This is a genomic window from Bifidobacterium crudilactis, assembly GCF_000738005.1.
Classification (GTDB): domain Bacteria; phylum Actinomycetota; class Actinomycetes; order Actinomycetales; family Bifidobacteriaceae; genus Bombiscardovia; species Bombiscardovia crudilactis.
In genome coordinates this window covers 938,132-956,465 of record NZ_JHAL01000002.1, presented here as the reverse complement: position 1 = coordinate 956,465, position 18,334 = coordinate 938,132, and the positions used below count along the sequence as shown (strand labels likewise).

At 59.2% G+C, this 18,334-nt stretch carries 16 protein-coding genes; 7 read left to right on the top strand and 9 right to left on the bottom strand.

Annotated elements, in window-relative coordinates; translation table 11 throughout:
- The first annotated feature begins 6 nt into the window (after positions 1–6).
- Genes DB51_RS10440 through DB51_RS06250 form a run of 3 tightly spaced genes read left to right on the top strand, consistent with a single transcriptional unit; the run spans position 7 to position 4,680 of the window.
- On the top strand, positions 7–753 hold the full coding sequence (locus DB51_RS10440; protein ID WP_051867335.1) for a glycosyltransferase family 2 protein: 747 nt from the start codon (positions 7–9) through the stop codon (positions 751–753).
- 10 nt (positions 754–763) lie between these two features.
- Positions 764–3,145, top strand: coding sequence for a glycosyltransferase family protein (locus DB51_RS06255; protein ID WP_051867334.1), 2,382 nt, complete (start codon positions 764–766; stop codon positions 3,143–3,145).
- Positions 3,142–4,680, top strand: a complete 1,539-nt coding sequence (locus tag DB51_RS06250; protein ID WP_034252620.1) for a DUF5719 family protein — start codon at positions 3,142–3,144, stop codon at positions 4,678–4,680. The genes DB51_RS06255 and DB51_RS06250 overlap by 4 nt, the downstream gene beginning before the upstream one ends.
- Positions 4,681–4,683: 3 nt before the next feature.
- Here DB51_RS06250 and DB51_RS06245 read toward each other — a convergent pair whose 3' ends face one another.
- The gene (locus DB51_RS06245; protein WP_084674595.1) at positions 4,684–5,115 is read right to left on the bottom strand and encodes a metallopeptidase family protein; all 432 of its coding nucleotides are present in this window, start codon (positions 5,113–5,115) and stop codon (positions 4,684–4,686) included.
- 104 nt (positions 5,116–5,219) lie between these two features.
- Between DB51_RS06245 and DB51_RS06240 the strand changes: the two genes are divergently transcribed.
- Together DB51_RS06240 and DB51_RS06235 are read left to right on the top strand one after the other, a co-directional pair.
- Positions 5,220–6,056, top strand: coding sequence for an HAD-IIB family hydrolase (locus tag DB51_RS06240; protein WP_051867467.1), 837 nt, complete (start codon positions 5,220–5,222; stop codon positions 6,054–6,056).
- A 256-nt stretch (positions 6,057–6,312) separates the two neighbouring features.
- On the top strand, positions 6,313–7,146 hold the full coding sequence (locus DB51_RS06235; RefSeq protein ID WP_162174627.1) for a ComF family protein: 834 nt from the start codon (positions 6,313–6,315) through the stop codon (positions 7,144–7,146).
- On the opposite strand, the gene DB51_RS06230 is transcribed toward DB51_RS06235, so the two are convergent.
- The 5 genes from DB51_RS06230 to glgB all read right to left on the bottom strand — a co-directional run bounded on the left by DB51_RS06230 (position 7,093) and on the right by glgB (position 13,738).
- On the bottom strand, positions 7,093–8,484 hold the full coding sequence (locus DB51_RS06230) for a Y-family DNA polymerase (RefSeq protein ID WP_084674594.1): 1,392 nt from the start codon (positions 8,482–8,484) through the stop codon (positions 7,093–7,095). The two genes, DB51_RS06235 and DB51_RS06230, sit on opposite strands and share 54 nt — an antisense overlap.
- A gap of 4 nt (positions 8,485–8,488) precedes the next feature.
- Positions 8,489–9,202 carry a LexA family protein gene (locus DB51_RS06225; RefSeq protein ID WP_238548317.1) on the bottom strand — a complete coding sequence of 238 codons (714 nt, stop codon included), beginning with the start codon at positions 9,200–9,202 and terminating at the stop codon, positions 8,489–8,491.
- A 364-nt stretch (positions 9,203–9,566) separates the two neighbouring features.
- Positions 9,567–10,658, bottom strand: coding sequence for a sensor histidine kinase (locus tag DB51_RS06220; RefSeq protein ID WP_051867332.1), 1,092 nt, complete (start codon positions 10,656–10,658; stop codon positions 9,567–9,569).
- A 50-nt stretch (positions 10,659–10,708) separates the two neighbouring features.
- Positions 10,709–11,440: a response regulator transcription factor gene (locus DB51_RS06215; RefSeq protein WP_034252619.1), complete on the bottom strand. Its 732-nt coding sequence runs from the start codon at positions 11,438–11,440 to the stop codon at positions 10,709–10,711.
- Between the two features lie 45 nt (positions 11,441–11,485).
- Complete coding sequence (gene glgB / locus DB51_RS06210; protein ID WP_051867331.1) at positions 11,486–13,738, bottom strand: 1,4-alpha-glucan branching protein GlgB; 2,253 nt, start codon at positions 13,736–13,738, stop codon at positions 11,486–11,488.
- A gap of 203 nt (positions 13,739–13,941) precedes the next feature.
- Between glgB and DB51_RS06205 the strand changes: the two genes are divergently transcribed.
- Positions 13,942–14,535, top strand: coding sequence for a CarD family transcriptional regulator (locus tag DB51_RS06205; protein WP_034252618.1), 594 nt, complete (start codon positions 13,942–13,944; stop codon positions 14,533–14,535).
- Positions 14,536–14,632: 97 nt separating this feature from the next.
- Complete coding sequence (locus DB51_RS06200) at positions 14,633–15,166, top strand: 2-C-methyl-D-erythritol 2,4-cyclodiphosphate synthase (RefSeq protein ID WP_193786471.1); 534 nt, start codon at positions 14,633–14,635, stop codon at positions 15,164–15,166.
- A gap of 206 nt (positions 15,167–15,372) precedes the next feature.
- On the opposite strand, the gene DB51_RS06195 is transcribed toward DB51_RS06200, so the two are convergent.
- The 3 genes from DB51_RS06195 to DB51_RS06185 form a co-directional block, all read right to left on the bottom strand.
- Positions 15,373–16,206, bottom strand: coding sequence for a metal ABC transporter permease (locus tag DB51_RS06195; protein WP_034252617.1), 834 nt, complete (start codon positions 16,204–16,206; stop codon positions 15,373–15,375).
- Positions 16,203–17,081 (bottom strand): ABC transporter ATP-binding protein, encoded by an 879-nt coding sequence (locus DB51_RS06190; protein ID WP_034252616.1) that lies wholly within the window; start codon positions 17,079–17,081, stop codon positions 16,203–16,205. Before DB51_RS06190 ends, DB51_RS06195 begins: the two co-directional genes overlap by 4 nt.
- A 98-nt stretch (positions 17,082–17,179) precedes the next feature.
- Positions 17,180–18,196, bottom strand: coding sequence for a metal ABC transporter solute-binding protein, Zn/Mn family (locus DB51_RS06185; protein WP_162174626.1), 1,017 nt, complete (start codon positions 18,194–18,196; stop codon positions 17,180–17,182).
- Between the last annotated feature and the right edge of the window lie 138 nt (positions 18,197–18,334).

Genomic DNA, 18,334 nt, shown 5'->3' with positions numbered 1-18,334 from the left:
GGGACTATGAGTTTTGTTGCATCCGCACCTTCGGACGTCCAGAGAACGCTGACGTCAATCCTTGCACAAGAGCCCAGCATGCATCGGCAGGATGTTGAGGAAAGCGTGGCTGCCGTAATCGCTGTCGGCGAGGATATGCAGTATTTCGACCGGACCGTCCAGGCTGTGCTCAAACAGCGGGTGCTGCCCTCGGTCCTGGTTATCGCCGACTGTTCCGGTCAGACCACCGAACCCTTGTATTCGGCAATTGAGGTGCTGACACCTTCCACCACTCATAAAGGCGGTTTCCCGCACGTCAGGACACTGCAGATTCAGGTCGTCAGAGCCAAGGGCGCTACCTCCTTCGGTGCCGCGATAGAGAAGGCTCTCGCCTATGCCAACCTGCCGGAACAGGTCAAGGCCCTGTGGCTGTTGCACGACGATTCCAGGCCCCGCGATCCCGAATGCCTGGATACGCTGGTGCAAGCCTGGCGCAATGCCCCTGGCGCCTCGATTCTTGGCGCCAAACAGGTCGGCTGGGACGGTGAAGGGCTCCATGGCGTCGGCAAATACTCCGGAAGGCATCAGACCGTCAGCCTGGTCGTCGATGGAGAGCCGGATCAGGAACAATACGATGCCCGACAGGATGTCTTCGCGGTATCTCTCGCGGGCGCCCTGCTCCCTTTGAGCACGCTCAAAAAAGCTCTCCGGTATAGATTCATGGTTCGGAAGCTTCGGGGAGGGCACCGACTTCTGCAGACGTGTCTGTCTTAGCGGAGGCCGTGTGCTCGTGGTTCCCGGTGCGGTCATAGCGCATCGGCGTGCAAGATTCGAAGGCGTCAGAGACCGTGCGGGCGAGAGCGTTGACGAGCGATATCCGATCAGCAGTGCCATGCTCGTGGCCGATGCCAGAACCAAGTACCGCTATACGGACAACCGTATCGTGCTGTGGCCCCTGATGTGGATAGCCAGTGTCTTCGTGGCTTTCGGGATGTTCTTCACTCTGATGTTTCGCAAGGCGCCGTATGAGGCATGGTGTGAATTCTGGCAGCCCTGGCGTATGCTGGCGCGATTCCCGCAGGCCGCGCAGGCCAGACGCAAGCTGGTGGGGCATACCGTCGTGTCTGCCGGCAAGCTGCACATGCTGCAAGCCAGTCGACAGCAAATCGCCAGATGGCGTGAACGTACCCGAGCTTTCGAGCAACAGGGGACTGTCCCGCTGCTGAGCCCCTTGGCCAAAGCGCATCTCCGGCTTCAGCTCAGACGGAGGGGTCTGTGGGCGCTGGGCATGATTGTCATCGCTGCGGTAGTCGAGGTCGCTGTGCTATGGGATGTGCTCACCGGCGTGTTTCTCGGCGGGTCGGTGAGATCCGACGCTTTGCTCCCGACGGCTGCCACATGGCTTCAGACCGCCAAGGCCTCGACCGTCTCATGGTCGTATGCCCTGGGAACCGGCCTTTCCGTCCCGCCTGCGCCGTATCTGCTGGCGCTGATGGTCGGCGGAATTCTGACGGGAGGAAGCATGGCTGCGGTTGTGGCCTTGCTGCTCTTCGCATCCGCTCCCGTGATGGCCTTGTCCTTCTGGGCTTTGGCGGGAACCGTAACGCGTTCCAATCCCGTACGTGCCGTGGCGGGTCTGCTGTGGTGCTCGGTCGCCTGGGCACTGGGCCTGTACGCGAACGGCAATATCGCCATGCTGCTCGTCATGATGTTTCTGCCGGCAAGCATCGCCTTCACCCTCAGAGCCGTCGGCATGTACCGCACGGAGGAACCCAACACTCCACACTCCTCTATCCAGTGTGCGGCGCTCGCAGCCTTGTGCTTCATACCGGTGGTTCTTGCCGAGCCTCAGCTGGTGCTCGCTTTGGTGGTCATCTTCATGTTCTTCCTGGTCGCCGTCAGACAGCATCGTATGATGCTGCTGCTGATTCCTCTGCCGTCCGCCTTCGCCATCGCACCCACTCTCGTCAATGTGGTGCATTATTTCGGTGCGGGAGCGTGGCGTCAGCTGTTCGGGGACATGTTGGTTCCCAGCACCACGCTCAACGGAACGCCGCAGGTGTCCAGTCTGCAGGACGTGCTGCATCGCACGCTGTTCGCCGGTCGTCTTACAGATGTCATGGGTGTCAATGCCGATTGGATGAAGGTGCTGTTGCTGTCTTCCTTGGCATTGATGGCTGTTCTCGCCGCATGCTCCCTGATGTTGCCCTTCGCTCTGCGTATCACGCGGATGTTCTGGGCGATGAGCCTGTGCGGAGTGATGCTGAGCCTGATATCGACCCGTGTGATGATCGCGGTTGATGGGCAGGGTGCCGTCGCCGGATCCGCGTTGCCGGGTCTGTGCCTGGCATTGCTGGGGATTCTGGCCAGTACATGCGTGATGTCAGGTGGTGCGGTGCGTCCCTTTATTCTGTTGAAGGGCGGGTCGGCGGCACATGCCCCTCAACTGACGTCGGGGTCACGCGCCTCCGCGCTGATGATGCGGATCGGGCGTGCCTTGCTGACGCTGTGCATGGCCGCTTGCGTGTTGTTCTGGGGTGCGTTCGGCATCATGCACACGCGGGCGGAAGGCAGCCTGACTGTTCAACAAGGCGGATTGCCGATGGTGGGCATCGATTATCTGGAGCAGAAGCCCGGTCACAGAATCCTCGCTTTGCAGGCGCAATCGGAGAATCACGTGAATTTCTCCGTCATGCGTACGGCGAAAGGAGATCTGATCGACAATGATCCTGCCGCCTGGGCGGCGACCGCCTCCGGATACCGTGATCCCGATTCGCAGACACTTGCGGCGGCTTCCGCGCGGCTGCTCTCGAACGCCGATGCGGATGCCGTCACGTCTTTGGAAAAGCTCGGTTTCGGGGGCATCTTCGTAGTCGCCGATAGTGGCGGAGATGGTTCGAACTCATCGGGAACGAGCAGTGAAACGTTGGTATCCAACATCACCGCAAGCGATGGCACCCAATCCGTGGTCAGCAACGTGAACGGGACCTATTTCAGACTGACGTCGGACGATACCGCCGATCAGGGGATTGACCTCGTCGGTGAGCGCAATGCCGCCGCGAACCCCTGGCGATATGCATGGCTGTGCTGCTTCGCCTTCATCTCCATCACCTATTGCCTGGTGGCAGTTCCACGAGCACAACGAACAAGAAGGGAGCAATCATGAGCGTCACGACTTCAGACCGTACGCGTATCGGCGCTCGAATCGGCAAGCTTGCACTTGGCGCGCTGACGGCGGTCATCATCGTCTTGCTGGCAGTGCTGCTGCTCGTTGTGCATCCTCCGCAGACTCTTCTCGACGGTGTCGGAAGCGGTGCTTCCGAGGTGCAGCATCGAGTAAGCCAGAACATCATTCAGTCCTACTGCCCGGCACAGATGAAACTGGCCGATTCGGGTACGTACGGTGATTCGGCATACCAGGCTTCCGAAGGAAATGTCGCATCCTCGGCCAGACAGGCGGCTTTCGGATCGGTATTCGACTCTTCCGTGACGGCAATTGACAATGCGGACAGCACCACCCGCCTTCAGGACTCCGATCCTTTGGATGAGGCAAGCGTGCTCATGTCATCGGCATCCGTCGAGAAATCATCGTTGCTGCAGACCACACAACTGTTGAAGGCGTCGGCGGGTGAGGGTTCGGCCTCATCCGTCGCCTCGTGGGCGAGTGAAGGGGACCTCAGAGGCGTTGCTGCATCGAACTGCGTCAGCCCGAGTCTGAATCAGTCCTTCCTGTTGCCTGGCACCAAAACGGGCAGCACCCAGCAGCTGGTGGTGGCCAATCCCTCATCCAAGTCGACATCAGTGAACATTCGCATCTGGGGGAGCAAGAACAGCGGCAGCATCGCATTGTCGACAGGGAGCACCATCACGGTTGGGGCGGGCAAGGAAAGCGTCTTTGACGTATCCGCCGCTGCCTCGGATCAGGATGCCGCATATATGACCGTCAGCAGCAAGGAAACTCCCGTCGCATCCGTCGTGCGCATCGCCGAGATGGACGGATTGAATCCTCATGGAATCGAATACGCCGTTCCGACGGACGATGCCTCGCAGAATCTCGTGCTGCCTGGGTCGATACATGACGACGCCGTAAGCCTGAACATCTTCGCCAAAGCGGATACGACGGCGCAGGTGTCATGGATGACTGAAAAAGGTCTGAGTGAGACGCACAGCTACCCGATAACCGCACAGCAGGTCAAAGTGGTGGACCTTGGGCAGGCCCCTGACGATGCGCTTGGCGTGTCGATTACCTCGGACGAGGCTCTGCAGGCGAATGCGGTCAGCACGGTCAAGGGAGACGGCGCACAGCAGGATTTCGGTCTGATCGCATCGAATACGGCCGTGAAGTCCAGTGCCATCACCATACCCGACCACGTCAAGGCTGCATTGGTGTTGGCGAATACCACAAACAAGCAGGCCGAAGCGACACTTTCAGGCTATGATGCGTCGGGAAAGGCGCTGGCGGTTCAGAAGGTCACACTCGGAGGAAATGCGGCGAAAAGTCTCGACGCATCCTCGTTCGGCGACGGCATCGCCTCGATTACGCTTGATGATGCCAGCCAGACGATGGTCTGGGCTGCGCGGGTGACGCAGTCGGACGTTGATGCCGCGAAGGTCGCGGGACTGGGATTCATCATGCAGACCCCGCTGATGCCTCGGACCGCGTTGATTCATGCCGACCAGACCCCTGGAATAGTGCGGTAACTCTCACAGCCCCCAAGAAGGGTCTATTTCCTCGGGTCTGCGTCCATAGAGCTGCGCAAGCCGCATGACCAGCTCATCTCTGATCATCAGCTGCATTTCCATTCTGTCCTTGGTCTGCATCTGCAGAGGCATGCGATACAGCACTATGCGTGCGGGAATGCCGTGATTGGACGGGAAACCTTGAGAGAAGGTGCGATCTTCGTCATCCCAAGGTGTGGGCATAGACGGCGGGACGTCCTCGACCGCGAATTCCACGGGCTTCATCAGGTCGGGCCACGCCGTGCCCAGGCGTTTGAGCTGGCCGGCCACCATGTCGTCGAACATGCCCGAGGCCGTACGGTAATGCGGCAGGCGGGTGCCGAACATCGGTCGCCGCATACCCCGTCCGTGTCTGTTGCGGTTGGTGCTGCGAAGCCAGGGTGCGCGATACGTCATATGGCAACCATAGAGCCTTGCGCCACCGGGTGGCAATTCCGTTCCTCACTTGCTATGTACTACGATGACTGATGTTGTTGTTCGACGTTTCAGGAGCGTACATCATGAGCACTCAGGCAGCCATCACCATCGCCCAATCATGGCAGGACGTTGATATCGAGTCGATGTGCGCCAAAGTGCGCGTTATCGCTTTCGATCTTGATACCACGCTCGCGCGTTCCAAGATGCGCATGACCGAGGAGATGGGCCGTCGACTCGCCGCCCTGACGCATCTGAGCACCGTGGCAATCGTATCCGGTGGGCGATTCGAACAGTTCAGGACTCAGGTTCTTGACGTGCTGGATGGTCTGGATACGCCTCCGGACAGATCCAGACTGCATCTTATGCCTACGAGTGGTACCAGGTATTTTCGTTGGCAGGAGGGCGAATGGGTGTGCGTCTATGCGCACGATCTCGCGGAACAGGATCGTGTGCAGGCCATCGCTTCACTGGAGCGGCATGCGCGGGAGCTCGGCATATGGGAAGAACGCCATTGGGGGCACCGCATCGAGGACAGAGGAAGTCAGATCACCTTCTCGGCCATGGGGCAGCAGGCCCCTGTAGAGGTCAAAGAATCCTGGGATCCGACGAATGAGAAGAAGAATGCCCTGGCCATGGCAGTCGCCGCTGATCTGCCTCATCTTCAGGTTCGTTCCGGCGGTTCCACCAGCGTGGATATTTCTGAGCGCGGTATCGACAAGGCGTATGCGGTTCGTGAACTTGCCTCGATTCTGGGTGTCAGCGTGCACGACATGATGTTCATCGGCGACCGCATGGACCCCGAAGGCAATGATTATCCTGCCGCTCTGGCCGGTACGATGCCGATTCGTGTGCATAACCCCGACGAGACCATAGCCGTTTCGGACCGCATCATCGCATTGTTGTCGGATCGCTCGAGCTGAGTGCCGGATAACTGCACTAAAAGGACAGCTTTTCAGAGAAAATATTTGCCAAAAACTGTCCTTTTAGTGCAGTTATCGTATTGGGTGGGTCCTTACACGCCAAAATGCGAAGAGTCGGATAATCCCAATCGAGGCTCTTGCCCGGTCGTGCACGGCTCTGTCGTGCACATTCGCGACTGGGATTCATCGTCGGCGCACATGGCCGTCTCGACGTGTCGATGCCCATGTTCGGACCGTAGAGTCGTCCACTATGCATATGACCGATGACACGCACCGTTGCTCCAAGCGGCTGTCTCTAATGCTCCACACGAGCAAATCGCTGCTTCATGCCTGCGGGCTCGTGCTGTTTCCCAGAGGCTGTGCCGGATGCGAGGCGCCCGATGAGATACTCTGCGCAGCGTGTCGCGGCGATTTCTCCGTGATTGTGGGCAGAACGCTTCCTGGGACGCTGATGGGACGCTGCTATGCCGCCGGAATCTATAGGAATGCAGTGAGAGCCGCCATTCTCTCCTGGAAGGATCACGGTGACCGAGAAGTGTCCCGTGCACTCGGCGACCAACTGGCACGACTTGCCACGCGGACCGTTATACCGTATCTGCACGAACACCCCGAGCTGCGTCGGGATGCTCCGATTCATGTCTTGCCGGTACCGTCCTCTCGGAAGTCGCTGAATAACCGCGGTCGTCTGCAGACTCTGCATCTGGCTGGGGCCGTCGCCGCGCGGCTCAACGACGCCGGCATCCCCGCGCTTGTGGACCACTGCATGCGTGTGCGCGGCGACGTCAGAAAATCGGTGCAGACCGGAGGTCTTCGTGACCGAGCCAGCAGAGCCAGCGGTCTGATTCATCTGCGTCACCGCGAATCGCTGCGTGACGTACAGGTCATTGTGGTGGATGACATCGTCACCACTGCGTCGACGCTGCGCCAGTGCATTCGCGTGTTGGCCGATGCGGGTGCTCGGCCGCTGACAGCCCTGCTCCTGGCGAGCACCCTGGATGGCCGTGAGCCAGCACGCTTCGCAGGGTGTGATAGGGCGTCAACGGGCATGGACCACCGCCATCTCATCCCAACGCGTGGTGCACCGGCCTGACAGCATGTTGCGGTTCATGGACCAGCTCGCACCGGTGTCGGCGTCGCTGCGCCCGGAACCCCTCAAACCTCCATAGCCTATGCCTACGCGTCGCGAACCGAAGCGTCGTGAGATTTCCTCGATGGTTGAACCGAGCTCATACGTGTCTCTGGCAGCTTCGAAACCTTCGAAGGTCTGGTAATGCTCCGCCTGAGAAAGACCCATCAGCAGCACTCCGGCCCTGATGTACGCCGCATGCTGGTCGACATGAGGTCGGAGCGCTTCACAGGCTGCTTTGGTGATGATCATGGGGTTGTCGCTCGGGTCGTCGAGCACCTTCATATCCGAGATTCTTGCGTAGTTCTGCTGGTATGGGCTCGTGGAGCTGAAAGCAGCGACCCGTGAGCACAGACTGTGCTGCCGTCGCAGCCGATGGCAGGCCTGTTGGGCATAGACGCTGAGCGCCTGGGCCAGCGTGTCGTAGCCGGTCACGGGAGAGGAGAACATGCGCGAACAGATGATCTGGGATTTGCGCACGCCGCCGTTGGCATCCGACTCTTCTTCGATGCAGGGGATGCCGCGCAATTCGAGTACGGTACGTTCCAACGTCACCGAGAAACGGTGACGAATCATTACCGGGTCGCTGTCTCTGAGTGCCAGGGCATTGGTGATGCCCATGCCCATGAGCTTGCGCGTCAGTCGTCTGCCGACTCCCCAGATATCGTCGATAGGCACGCTCGCCAGTGCTTCGTCGCCGTGATGTTCGTCGATGTGGTTCCATAGGGTGATGCCGTTCGTGCCGCTGTGCTGCTTGGCCCAGTGATTGGATATCTTGGCCAGTGTCTTGCTCGGTGCGATGCCTATGCTGACCGGTATGCCCACGCCGTTGAGAACGGCATTGCGCATCTCGGTGCATATATCGGTCAGGGTCTCATCGTCGGCTGAGCTCTTCAGAAAACACTCGTCGATAGAATAGACCTCCTGGCCGGGAAGGAACTCCTTCATCACATGCATCATCCGGTGAGAGAGGCTGGCGTAGAGTTCGTAGTTCGAGCTGCGCGCTATGACATGGTCGTGCATGGCCTGCTCCCTGATTTTGAACCAGGGAGTGCCGTTGACGATGCCGAGTCGTTTCGCCTCGGCACTGCGTGCCACCACGCACCCGTCATTGTTCGAGAGCACAACCACGGCCTGTCCCGCCAGGGAAGGGTCGAACACCGTTTCGCATGAGGCGAAGAAGCTGTTGGCATCGGCAAGGATGAGACGTGGTGCTGCATTTCGCGTACGTGGAGCCGAGGACTCTGCGGAAGCAGAGGGTGCAGCCGAATGATGCGGGATGTCGGGAATATTCCTTGCCATGTGCTCAGCCCCAGCCTTTCGAGGCATAGGCGCTGTTCTCACGCGGTTGGCTCTGTGACGGATGTCGAAGCGGCGGAGTGTGGCCTCCGGTCGGTTTCGGCCGGATAATCGGCGGTGTCGCGGGAGCGTCCTTCGATTGGGCGTGATGGCGAATCACGTCCATACGCTTCTGACTGTGATAGTTTCCCGTGACCACGCCCCAGATTTCAAGGCTCTGACCGTCGAGTGGAGCGAAGTCCGGATACAGGGGGTTTTCAGGATGGAGAATCGGCGTGCGCCCGTGCATTACGAGGCGTTTGACGGTCAGTTCACCGTCCAGGATGGCCACCACCACATCGTCGTCCTCGGGATTCAGGGAACGGTCGACGACCAGAAGGTCTCCATCGAAAATGCCTGCACCCTCCATCGAGTCGCCTGCAACGGTAAGGATGAAGGTGGTGTCGGGATGGAGGATGACGTTTTCGTCGAAACTGAAATCACCGGCGAAATAGTCCTGTGCTACCGACGGGAAACCGGCCCGAACGGACTCCATGGCCGCGGGAACTGGCCGAGGGTCGATCAGCGGGCGGAATATCAGTGTCTTTCGCTCAGGGGAGATGGTATTCGCGACGTCGTTCTGTCGCGACGAACCGGCGCGTGTGCCTGATGGGCGGTGGTTCTGTGCAGACCCCGTGGCTTGCACGTCCTCCGTCATTTCCTCAGAGGATAGTTGAGACATAGACCCTCCTGCTGCCACCAGGATTCGTCCGCAACGATATATATTCGAACATATGTTCGAATATATCACGTCAACAAAAGAATGTGCCGGATAACTGCATCGCCAGGACGGCAATGTGCCAAGAATTCTCGGGAAAAGCTGTCCTTGTGATGCGGTTATCGTATTGCGTGGCCTCTTGCACGCCCAAATGCGAAGAGCCGCATATGCATGTGCCGGGTGTTCCACGATACGGACGGACGCGGCATCCACGCGCGGCCGCACGTCATCGGCAGGACGGCACAAAGACGACGGCACAAAGACGACGGCAGAGACGACGGCAGAGACGATGCGTTATGTCTGCACCTGCAGGGGGGGGTAAGCGAATCTACGGGCGGTGCTCGATTGAACCGCGATACTGTGTTACATGGTATTTGGGGAGTGTGATCTCGAAATCGGCCCCGCGCGGGTCGTCGACGACCACGATGGTACCTCCGTGGAGCTGTGCGGCCCATCGGGCTATGGACAGCCCGAGACCGGTGCCTCCTGATTCGGTTCCCGGCCCGGCCTTTCCCTTGACGAAACGACGGAAGATGTCTGAACGGGCCTCTTGAGGAATCTGCGAGCCGTAGTTCACGACATTGGTCACGATGTTGCCGTGCTCTTCGTCTTCGTGAGCCTCGACCAGCACGGTGGTGCCGTCGGCGGAATGTTTCAGAGCGTTGGCGATGATATTGGTGAATAGCTGACGTAGACGATCCTGATCGCCCTCCATGCTGATGCCGGAGGGTACATCCATGCGAATATCGTGTGCATGCCCGGAATCGGCTATTTCCAACGGTTCCACGGTTTCGTCGATGAAGTCTGCGAAGTCGAAGGCGTCGATTTCAAGGCTGGCGGCACCAGCCTCCATACGAGAGAGGTCGAGCAGAAAGGCGATCAGATCGGAAAGCCTGTGCGTTTGATCCAGAATGCTGTCAAGATTCGCGGCGGTCGGTTCGATTACGCCATCGGCCATATTCTCCACCATGGCCTGCAGCGCCGACACCGGTGTGCGCAATTCGTGACTCACATTCGCCACCATATCGAGCCGCATCTGGTCGGCGTGCTGCAGTTCTTCGGCCATCTCGTTGAAGGATCTTGCGAGTTGCCCCACCTCGTCATGGCTGAGGGTCGCCGCCTGCACGCGCACGCTGTAATCTCCGGCAGACATCGACGTGGCGGCATCACGCATCTGCCTCAACGGGGAAGTCAGTCCTCGTGAAAACACATAGGTGATGCCAAGCGCCACGATGAGCGTGAGCGGCATGGCGATCCATCCGCTCCATCCCACTTTCAACAGGAACCAGGCCATGACGAAGGCGATGGCGGTGGATATGGTGATCAGCATGCTCAGCTCGCCCTTCAGGGAGGAGAGAAAGCCAATCGGTCGTTCCGGATCGACATGTGGCGCTGAGTTGTGTTTCGGAGATTTCTGCATGGTGTCCTATGAAACTCGATCCCTGCTCTATGCGAGGAGTGCTGTCTGAATCAGTTCGCGGTATCGGCCTCCGGCGGCTCGAAAGCATAGCCGACGCCGTGCACCGTTCTGATCATTTCCGATCCGAGCTTGTGACGCAGGGCCTTGACATGCGAATCCACGGTTCGGGTGCCGGAGGCATCGACCCAGTCCCAGACCTCTTCCAGAAGCTTTTCTCGGGTGAGCACGGATTTCGGTTTACGCGCCAGCGTGGCGAGCAGATCGAACTCGGTCGGAGTGAGATGAACCTGCTCTCCGTCCATGGTGACGATGCGCTGTGCAGGGTCGATGATCAGTGAACCGAAGTCGAGCAGCTTCTCGTTTTCGGAGTTCTTGGCGATGACTTTGGCACGTTCCACTCTTCGCAGCAGGGCCTTGCATCTTGCGATCAGCTCACGCATGGAGAAGGGTTTGGTCATATAGTCATCGGCACCGGCTCCGAGACCGATGACCTTGTCCGCCTCGTCGTCGCGTGCGGTAAGGATCAGCACGGGAACAGGGCGTTCCGCCACGATGCGCTTCGTCGCCTCGAGACCGTCCATCACCGGAAGCATGATATCCATAATCACCAATTGCGGACGGAGCTGTGCTGCTGCCTGAACCGCGCTGGCCCCATCGGATGCCACCCTCGCCGTCCATCCCTCTGCCGTCAATCGCTGTGCGATGGCCGTGGCCAGTGTCGGTTCATCCTCGACGACCAGAATCGTGTGCGGTTTTGCGGGAGACATTGAATTATTGATCATACTCACGTTTGCCTTACTTTGTGGATGCGTGACAGACGCATCGTGTCAGTCCTCAGGTACCAAGAATAGTGCTCCCAGCGCAGGAATCGTGAGTTTCACGGACCATTCACGAGAATGGTACGGTTCTTCGTCGGCAACGAAGCTGTCGTTGTGGATGTTCGAACCACCGTATCGCGAGTCGTCAGTAGTGAGGACCTCTTTCCACGAACCGCCTTGGGGCAGCGCCACCTGATAATCCGACCACGCGTTTCCCGAGAAGTTCACCACCACCACAACCGCTTCCCCGTTGTTGCCGAAGCGCGCGAAGCTGAGCACATTGTGATCGGAGTCGTCGCTGGTCAGCCACTGGAACCCTGCGGGGTCGAAATCCTGGCTCCAGAGGGCCGGCGTCCGCTTGTACAGGGCATTGAGATCCGCGACGAGCCGTTGGACTCCGCGATGGTCCTCCCAGTTCAGGCAATCCCAGTCGATGCTGTGGTTGTTGTTCCATTCCTCGAATTGGGCCAGTTCGTTGCCCATGAAGGTCAGTTTTTTCCCGGGATGGGCCCACTGGTATGCGAACAGGGCACGCACGCCGGCAAAACGCTGCCAGTCGTCACCGGGCATGCGTTCCATCAGCGAACCCTTGCCGTGGACGACCTCGTCATGGGAGATGGGCAGCACATAATGCTCGGAGTACGCATAGACCATCGAGAAGGTGATTTCATCGTGGTGGTATTTGCGGTTGATAGGGGATTCCTGCATGTATTCAAGGGTGTCGTGCATCCAACCCATATTCCATTTCAGGCCGAAGCCGAGCCCGCCCGCGTCTGTGGGCGCGGTGACGCCCTGCCAGGAGGTTGATTCCTCGGCGATCATCATGATGCCCGGATTGTCACGGTACGCCGTTGCCGTCGCTTCCTGCAGGAAGGATATGGCTTCGAGGTTCTCGCGCCCTCCGTAGATGTTCGGGTGCCACTCGCCGTCCTTGCGGCTGTAATCGAGATACAGCATTGAGGAGACGGTATCCACGCGCAATGCGTCGATGTGGAATTCCGAAAGCCAGTACAGCGCGTTGGCCACCAGGAAGTTTCGCACCTCGTTGCGTCCGAAGTTGAACACGTATGTGCCCCAGTCCGGGTGTTCGCCGCGTTGAGGGTCGGGGTCCTCATACAGCGGCGTGCCGTCGAAGCGGCCGAGCGCGAAATCGTCCTTGGGGAAGTGGGCGGGAACCCAATCCATCACCACGCCGATGCCTGCCTGGTGGAGCGTGTCGATAAGATATTTCAAATCGTCGTACGAGCCGTGTCGTGAATCCGGGGCGTAATATCCGGTGACCTGATAGCCCCAGGAGCCGGTGAAGGGGTGCTGTGTCAGCGGCATGAACTCCACATGGGTGAATCCGAGGTCTTTGACGTATTTCACCAGCTGATCGGCCAGTTCGCGATAGTTCAGGCCCTCTCTCCAGCTGCCGGCGTGCAGCTCGTAGATGCTGATCGGCCCGGAGTGCGGGTCTGTCTGAGCTCGGCGGGTCATCCATGAATCGTCGTGCCAGGTATGATGCGAATCCACCACCTTGGATGCGGTGGCAGGGGGAATCTGGTGGCCGCGCTCCATCGGGTCGGCCTTCATCTTCCATTCGCCGTTGGAGTTGAGGATCTCGTATTTGTACAGCGCCCCGGCTTCCAGCCCGGGGATGAACAGCTCCCAGATGCCGGAGGAGCCGATCTCGCGCATGGCGAATCTGCGGCCGTCCCAGTAGTTGAAATCGCCGACGACCCTGACCGCATGGGCGTTGGGAGCCCAGACGGCGAAGGATACGCCATCGACCGTCTTGCCCGGCTCGCCGTTGGCGGAACCCATGGGATCGTCGAAATGCATGATGTGGGCGCCGAGGACCTCCCATAGGCGCTCGTGCCGTCCCTCGCCGAAGAGGTAGACGTCCACGTCGCCGACCGTGGGCAGATATCGGTAGGGGTCGTCCTCGACCAAAGTCGTGCCGTCAGCATAGGTCGTCCGAATACGGTAGTCGGGCACCGACCACTGCGCTCCGTTGCGCTGCGCGGGTATCACGACGGTGAAGATGCCGTTGAATTCGTGCTGGGCGTCGTATTCGCCATGCTGCGTGACGATCGTGACGTGCTTCGCCAGCGGACGCAGCGTTCGTACCGTTACGTGGCCTTCGCCCTCGCCGTCGTTGAGATGCCCTCCGAGGATGGCATGCGGATTGTAGAATTTTGCATTGCTGACCGAATCGAGGACGCCATAGTCCACGTGCGACGCCGTTGTGCGGTGGTCATCTGTTGTAAGAGTGTCCATATATGCAGTGTATATGCTCTCAGCGCATCATGGTTGGCGTGTCCCTTGGGGCAGGGCCGGGGCGCAGTTCCGCGTGGTTGCCGGGGCGGATTTTCGCATCAACCGCGCCTGTAGTCCCATCGAGCGCTGTGCATGAATATATAGGTGCAAGTCCTGACCGTATGGCAGAATAACACGAGTTTTGCATTTATCATGGAGGGTTCATGGCATATAACGTCGGCGATATGGTCGTCTATCCGCGTCACGGCGCAGCAAAGGTCGAGGCCATCACCGAACGGACAGTCAAAGGGATAACACGCGAATATATTCAGCTTTCGGTGTTGTCGTCGGACGGTCTGGTGATCAACGTCCCTGTGGATAACGCGAAGAAGGTCGGTGTCAGGGACATCGTGGGTGCCCGCGAGGTTGCCAAGGTCTTTGAGATTCTGCGCACGCCCATCATCGAAAAAGAGATGAACTGGTCACGCAGGTACAAGCTCAACGTCGAAAAGATCGCAACCGGTGACGTCAACAAGATAGCCGAGGTCGTGCGTGATCTGGCTCAGCGTGACGTCGATGAGCACGGGCTGTCGGCAGGCGAGAAACGCATGCTGACCAAGGCCCGCAGCATTCTGACATCGGAGATCGCACTCTCCGAAGGTCTGGGGGAAGAAGAAGCCCAGCATCTTCTGGATGTCAATCTCGGCTATGTGGACCCCGAACCGGGGGATGAGAAACATCATTCGAAGACTCCCAAGGAGCCCGCTACCGAGACTTTGGCGCGCTTGGACGCGGAGAGCAAGAAGTCGAAGAAGTAGGATTGCGGCACGATATGGACTGGATGAATCATCCAGTCCATTTGCATATCCGGACCCAGTGCCAGGCATCGGGCATGGCAGAGCGCGGAGGACAATCATGGTGGAGAACAGTGGTGCGGGTATCAGCGCCTTGCGAGTGGGCATGGGGTTCGACGCCCATCGCTTTGCGACGCCGGATGAACAGCGAGAGCTGTGGCTCGCCTGCATGCGTTGGGAGGATGCCGAAGGCGAAGGAGTATCCGGGCTGTCGGGAGATTCGGACGGCGATGTCGTGGCTCATGCCGTCATCGATGCCCTGCTTTCAGCGTCGAATCAGGGCGATATCGGGTCGTTTTTCGGCGTCGGTCCGACATCGAAGGGTTCCGGCATGCACGGACGTGACATGATTCGGGAAATTGCCATCATGCTCGCGGGACGAGGCTGGTCAATCAACGGCGCAAGCGTTGTCGTTGTGACGCAGCAGCCGAATATCTCCACCCGCAGGCAGGAAGCCGAGATGTCCATGAGTCAGGCACTTGGAGCCCCTGTCACATTGACGGCATCAACGACGGATGGCATGGGATTTACCGGGCATGGTGAGGGCATGGCGGCCATGGCGACGGCAACGCTGATTCGGCAGACCGCGCTCTAATGCGCACGAATCTCATTTGTGTAGGGATTTTAATGATTGCCGAAGCTGCATGACATCGAGAATGTCGAGATTTCAAGCGTGCTGATTGGTGGCAGAGCTTCGTCTATCAAAGAATCCCTACACAAACGGCGGTGCACAGGTGATGCAGCTCGATTGTGCGGGGATTCGGTCAGTGAACGGCTGTGAATGCGCCTGCATGCGGTGAGTTATGACCTTCGCGAGGCCACAAATTTGGTAACCGCCCAAAGAACGGTCGAAATAGTCACGATCATGAAGCTCGGGGGTGTGGGGAACATCGCCGCCAGGACCAGTCCGCCCCAGATGGACAGCAGGCAGATGCCGCCGGCAAGCAGCATCGCATGGAAGGGCGAGGCCGCGAGAATGTTCGCGGTGGCAGCTGGGGTGATGACCAGGGCGAAGATCAGCAGCGTACCGACGGCGGGAACCGCGATGGTGATGACTCCCGCCATCATGGCCATGAAAATCACGTTCATCACACCGATGTTCACTCCCTTGGCCTGAGCCACCTGCTCATCGAGTGAGCTGAAGAGCAAGGGCCTGTAGACGATGGTCACCACCAGCAGCAGAACGATGTCGAATAGCAGGAAACCGACAATCTGCCCTGTGGTGATCGTGAGAATGGAGCCGAAGAGGATTGATTGCATCTGTTGGGATGCCGAGGTGGAAAGCCGGGCGAAGAACAGTCCCAGACCGGTGGCGAAGGCGAGCACGGTTCCGGTCGCGATCTCGCGCTGGGTGGCCCGTTTGCCCAGGGCGCCGATGACCAGCGCCCCGCCAAGGGCGAAGACGCCGAGGCCCACGGAAACCGGCAGACCGAGCAGTACCGCTCCGGTGGCACCAGGCAGACCGATGTGGGCGAGTGCGTGGGCGGCGAATGTCGAATGCCTGGCTATGGTGAAATATCCCATCATGCCTGCGGCGATGGAGATGCACAGTCCGGCGAGGGCCGCATTCACCATGAAGGGTGCCTGAAGCGTGGTCATCCACGCAGGGTCGAACGAAAAATCTACGGAACTCATGCGCGTTCTCCTCCTGTGGTGTGAGCGGCGGTGTGGTGATGGAAGTTGGCTACATCCGATGCATCGTGTGTGTCCGGCACCACGTCATCCGGTTCGTCGGCGCTTGGGGTGACGAACATGTCGCCCTGGGGTGTGGTCACCACCTGCACGGTGGTGCCGTACAGGTGCGTAAGCAGATGTGAGTCGAGGACGGTGTTCATCTCGGCGTAATGCGGGTGCCCGTCGAGCAGATACACCGCGCCGGTGAGTATGGGCAGCAGCATGTTGAGATCGTGCGCCACGACCTGTATGGTCATGCCGAGTTCCCGGTTGAGACGCGAGAGGACGTGAACGGTGGCGCGTTGGCTGGCCAGGTCGAGATTGGCCAGCGGCTCGTCGAGCATCAGCAGCTCGGGGTCGGCCACCAGGGCCTGAGCGATGGCCACCCTCTGTCGCAGACCTCCGGACAGCTGGGACAGTCTCATGTGAGCCTTGTCTGCGATCCCGGTGAAGGCCATGGCCTCAAGGGCTTTGCTCCGTTCCTTCTCCGTGGTGATGTGCAGACCGAATTTGGTCCCGGTCAGGCCCAGCAGGACCGACTGTTCGGCGGTCAGATTGGAATCAATATCTGAGGTGTAGCTCTGCGGAACGTATCCGATGCCTTCGTTCGCCTGCCCTGCGGGCTTGCCCAGGATGGTCGCCGTGCCGCTTTTCAGGGGGAGGAGCCCCAGTTCGGCGTTCATCATCGTCGTTTTACCTGTGCCGTTGGTGCCTACGATCGCCGTTACCGTGCCGCTTGGAATGCTGAAATTTCCATGCGACCATATCAGGCGGCCACCTCGTTCTATGGATGCATCCGAAAATACGATGCACTCCTGCGCTGCATGTTCTTGCATGAATGGCTTTCTGCTCTTGTATACCCTGTTCTTGTGTGCTCAATAGTTGCGTGTCCCCGGCCCGAATATGACTGCCTCTGAGCCGGCCGCCGCATCTCTTACTGCGATTGAGAACCGCTTTCATTAGGAACTGTACTCGCTGCCGGCGATGGAGGTGCGGCGACATCGCTCTTGGCCGTGTTGTCGCTGATGTTTCCGATCAGGTCCTCGACCCATTGCGTAAGCGTCGAGCTGGCATCGGGCATCTGCGCGGTGATGCCGATAACCGGAATCCCGGCATGCTGCGTCTGGGAGACCAAAGTGGACTCGGCATTGTTGTCCTCGGTGTTCTCGGCACTCCCGGACTGCGAGGCACCTGGCGTGGTAATCAGCAAGTCGATGCGCTGCTTCTCCAGCAGGGCGGTGAACTCCTTGATATCGCTCGTCGTCGCCTCTCCGCCTGACTGCGTGGAACGCTGATAGCTTTCAGGTGTGGCGTCCTTGAATCCCAGATCGGCCATCAGATAGTAGGCGGTGGCGTCGGTGGCGGCGTAGCTGAGATTGCGATGCGTTTTGGCGAAAGCGGTGATGGTGCTTTCCACGCTTGTCTCGCTTTTCTGCCATGTGGCGAGCTGCCGGTGGAAGTACGATTTTTCCGAAGGGCGTACCCTGCTCAAGGATTCAGCTATCTCCGTGGCTACGCTCTTACGCGCTTCCTTGGAGAACCATAGATAGGGGTTGTCGCCCTCGGAGGCGCCGACGGTGTCTGCGGCGCTGATGAGCACAGTGCTCTTGCCTATCAACTTGGATGCCCAGGAGTCGTATCCGGCACCATTGACCACCAGCATTCCGGCATTCGAAATCGATTCCGCGTTAGAGCCGCTCGGCTCGAAGGTCCTTGCGTCCGTCGAGACATCAGTGAGGATGGACGTGACTTTGACCTGATCGCCTCCGATTTGCTGGACCAATGACCCCCACTGACCGAGGGATGAGACCACGATAATCGGGCCTGAGGGCGCGGGAGCCGAGGTCTTGCTTGTCGAATCGCGCATTGAGCATGCGCTCACGCCGATCGCCAAGATCGCGACGAGCAGTGCAGCCGTTGCACGGGCCAGATAACGCAGCGTGCGCTTCATGCCTTGCCTTCTTCTCGGTTCATCGTCCGGTTCGTACGAGTTTGGTTTCATAGTGGGAAAACAGTGGCGAGCACTGCTCATCCTGCTTTCACGATAGCCTAAGTTGCGAAGCAATGTGAGCAGAACAGGAGTCAATCT

What these genes read in the sequence shown, in the direction of transcription:
- DB51_RS10440 (WP_051867335.1), top strand. Translation starts at nt 7, where the DNA reads ATGAGTTTTGTTGCATCCGCACCTTCGGACGTCCAGAGAACGCTGACG.
- DB51_RS06250 (WP_034252620.1), top strand. Translation starts at nt 3,142, where the DNA reads ATGAGCGTCACGACTTCAGACCGTACGCGTATCGGCGCTCGAATCGGC.
- DB51_RS06245 (WP_084674595.1), bottom strand. Translation starts at nt 5,115, where the DNA reads ATGACGTATCGCGCACCCTGGCTTCGCAGCACCAACCGCAACAGACAC.
- DB51_RS06240 (WP_051867467.1), top strand. Translation starts at nt 5,220, where the DNA reads ATGAGCACTCAGGCAGCCATCACCATCGCCCAATCATGGCAGGACGTT.
- DB51_RS06235 (WP_162174627.1), top strand. Translation starts at nt 6,313, where the DNA reads ATGACCGATGACACGCACCGTTGCTCCAAGCGGCTGTCTCTAATGCTC.
- DB51_RS06230 (WP_084674594.1), bottom strand. Translation starts at nt 8,484, where the DNA reads ATGGCAAGGAATATTCCCGACATCCCGCATCATTCGGCTGCACCCTCT.
- DB51_RS06225 (WP_238548317.1), bottom strand. Translation starts at nt 9,202, where the DNA reads ATGTCTCAACTATCCTCTGAGGAAATGACGGAGGACGTGCAAGCCACG.
- DB51_RS06220 (WP_051867332.1), bottom strand. Translation starts at nt 10,658, where the DNA reads ATGCAGAAATCTCCGAAACACAACTCAGCGCCACATGTCGATCCGGAA.
- DB51_RS06215 (WP_034252619.1), bottom strand. Translation starts at nt 11,440, where the DNA reads ATGATCAATAATTCAATGTCTCCCGCAAAACCGCACACGATTCTGGTC.
- glgB (WP_051867331.1), bottom strand. Translation starts at nt 13,738, where the DNA reads ATGGACACTCTTACAACAGATGACCACCGCACAACGGCGTCGCACGTG.
- DB51_RS06205 (WP_034252618.1), top strand. Translation starts at nt 13,942, where the DNA reads ATGGCATATAACGTCGGCGATATGGTCGTCTATCCGCGTCACGGCGCA.
- DB51_RS06200 (WP_193786471.1), top strand. Translation starts at nt 14,633, where the DNA reads ATGGTGGAGAACAGTGGTGCGGGTATCAGCGCCTTGCGAGTGGGCATG.
- DB51_RS06195 (WP_034252617.1), bottom strand. Translation starts at nt 16,206, where the DNA reads ATGAGTTCCGTAGATTTTTCGTTCGACCCTGCGTGGATGACCACGCTT.
- DB51_RS06190 (WP_034252616.1), bottom strand. Translation starts at nt 17,081, where the DNA reads ATGCAAGAACATGCAGCGCAGGAGTGCATCGTATTTTCGGATGCATCC.
- DB51_RS06185 (WP_162174626.1), bottom strand. Translation starts at nt 18,196, where the DNA reads ATGAAGCGCACGCTGCGTTATCTGGCCCGTGCAACGGCTGCACTGCTC.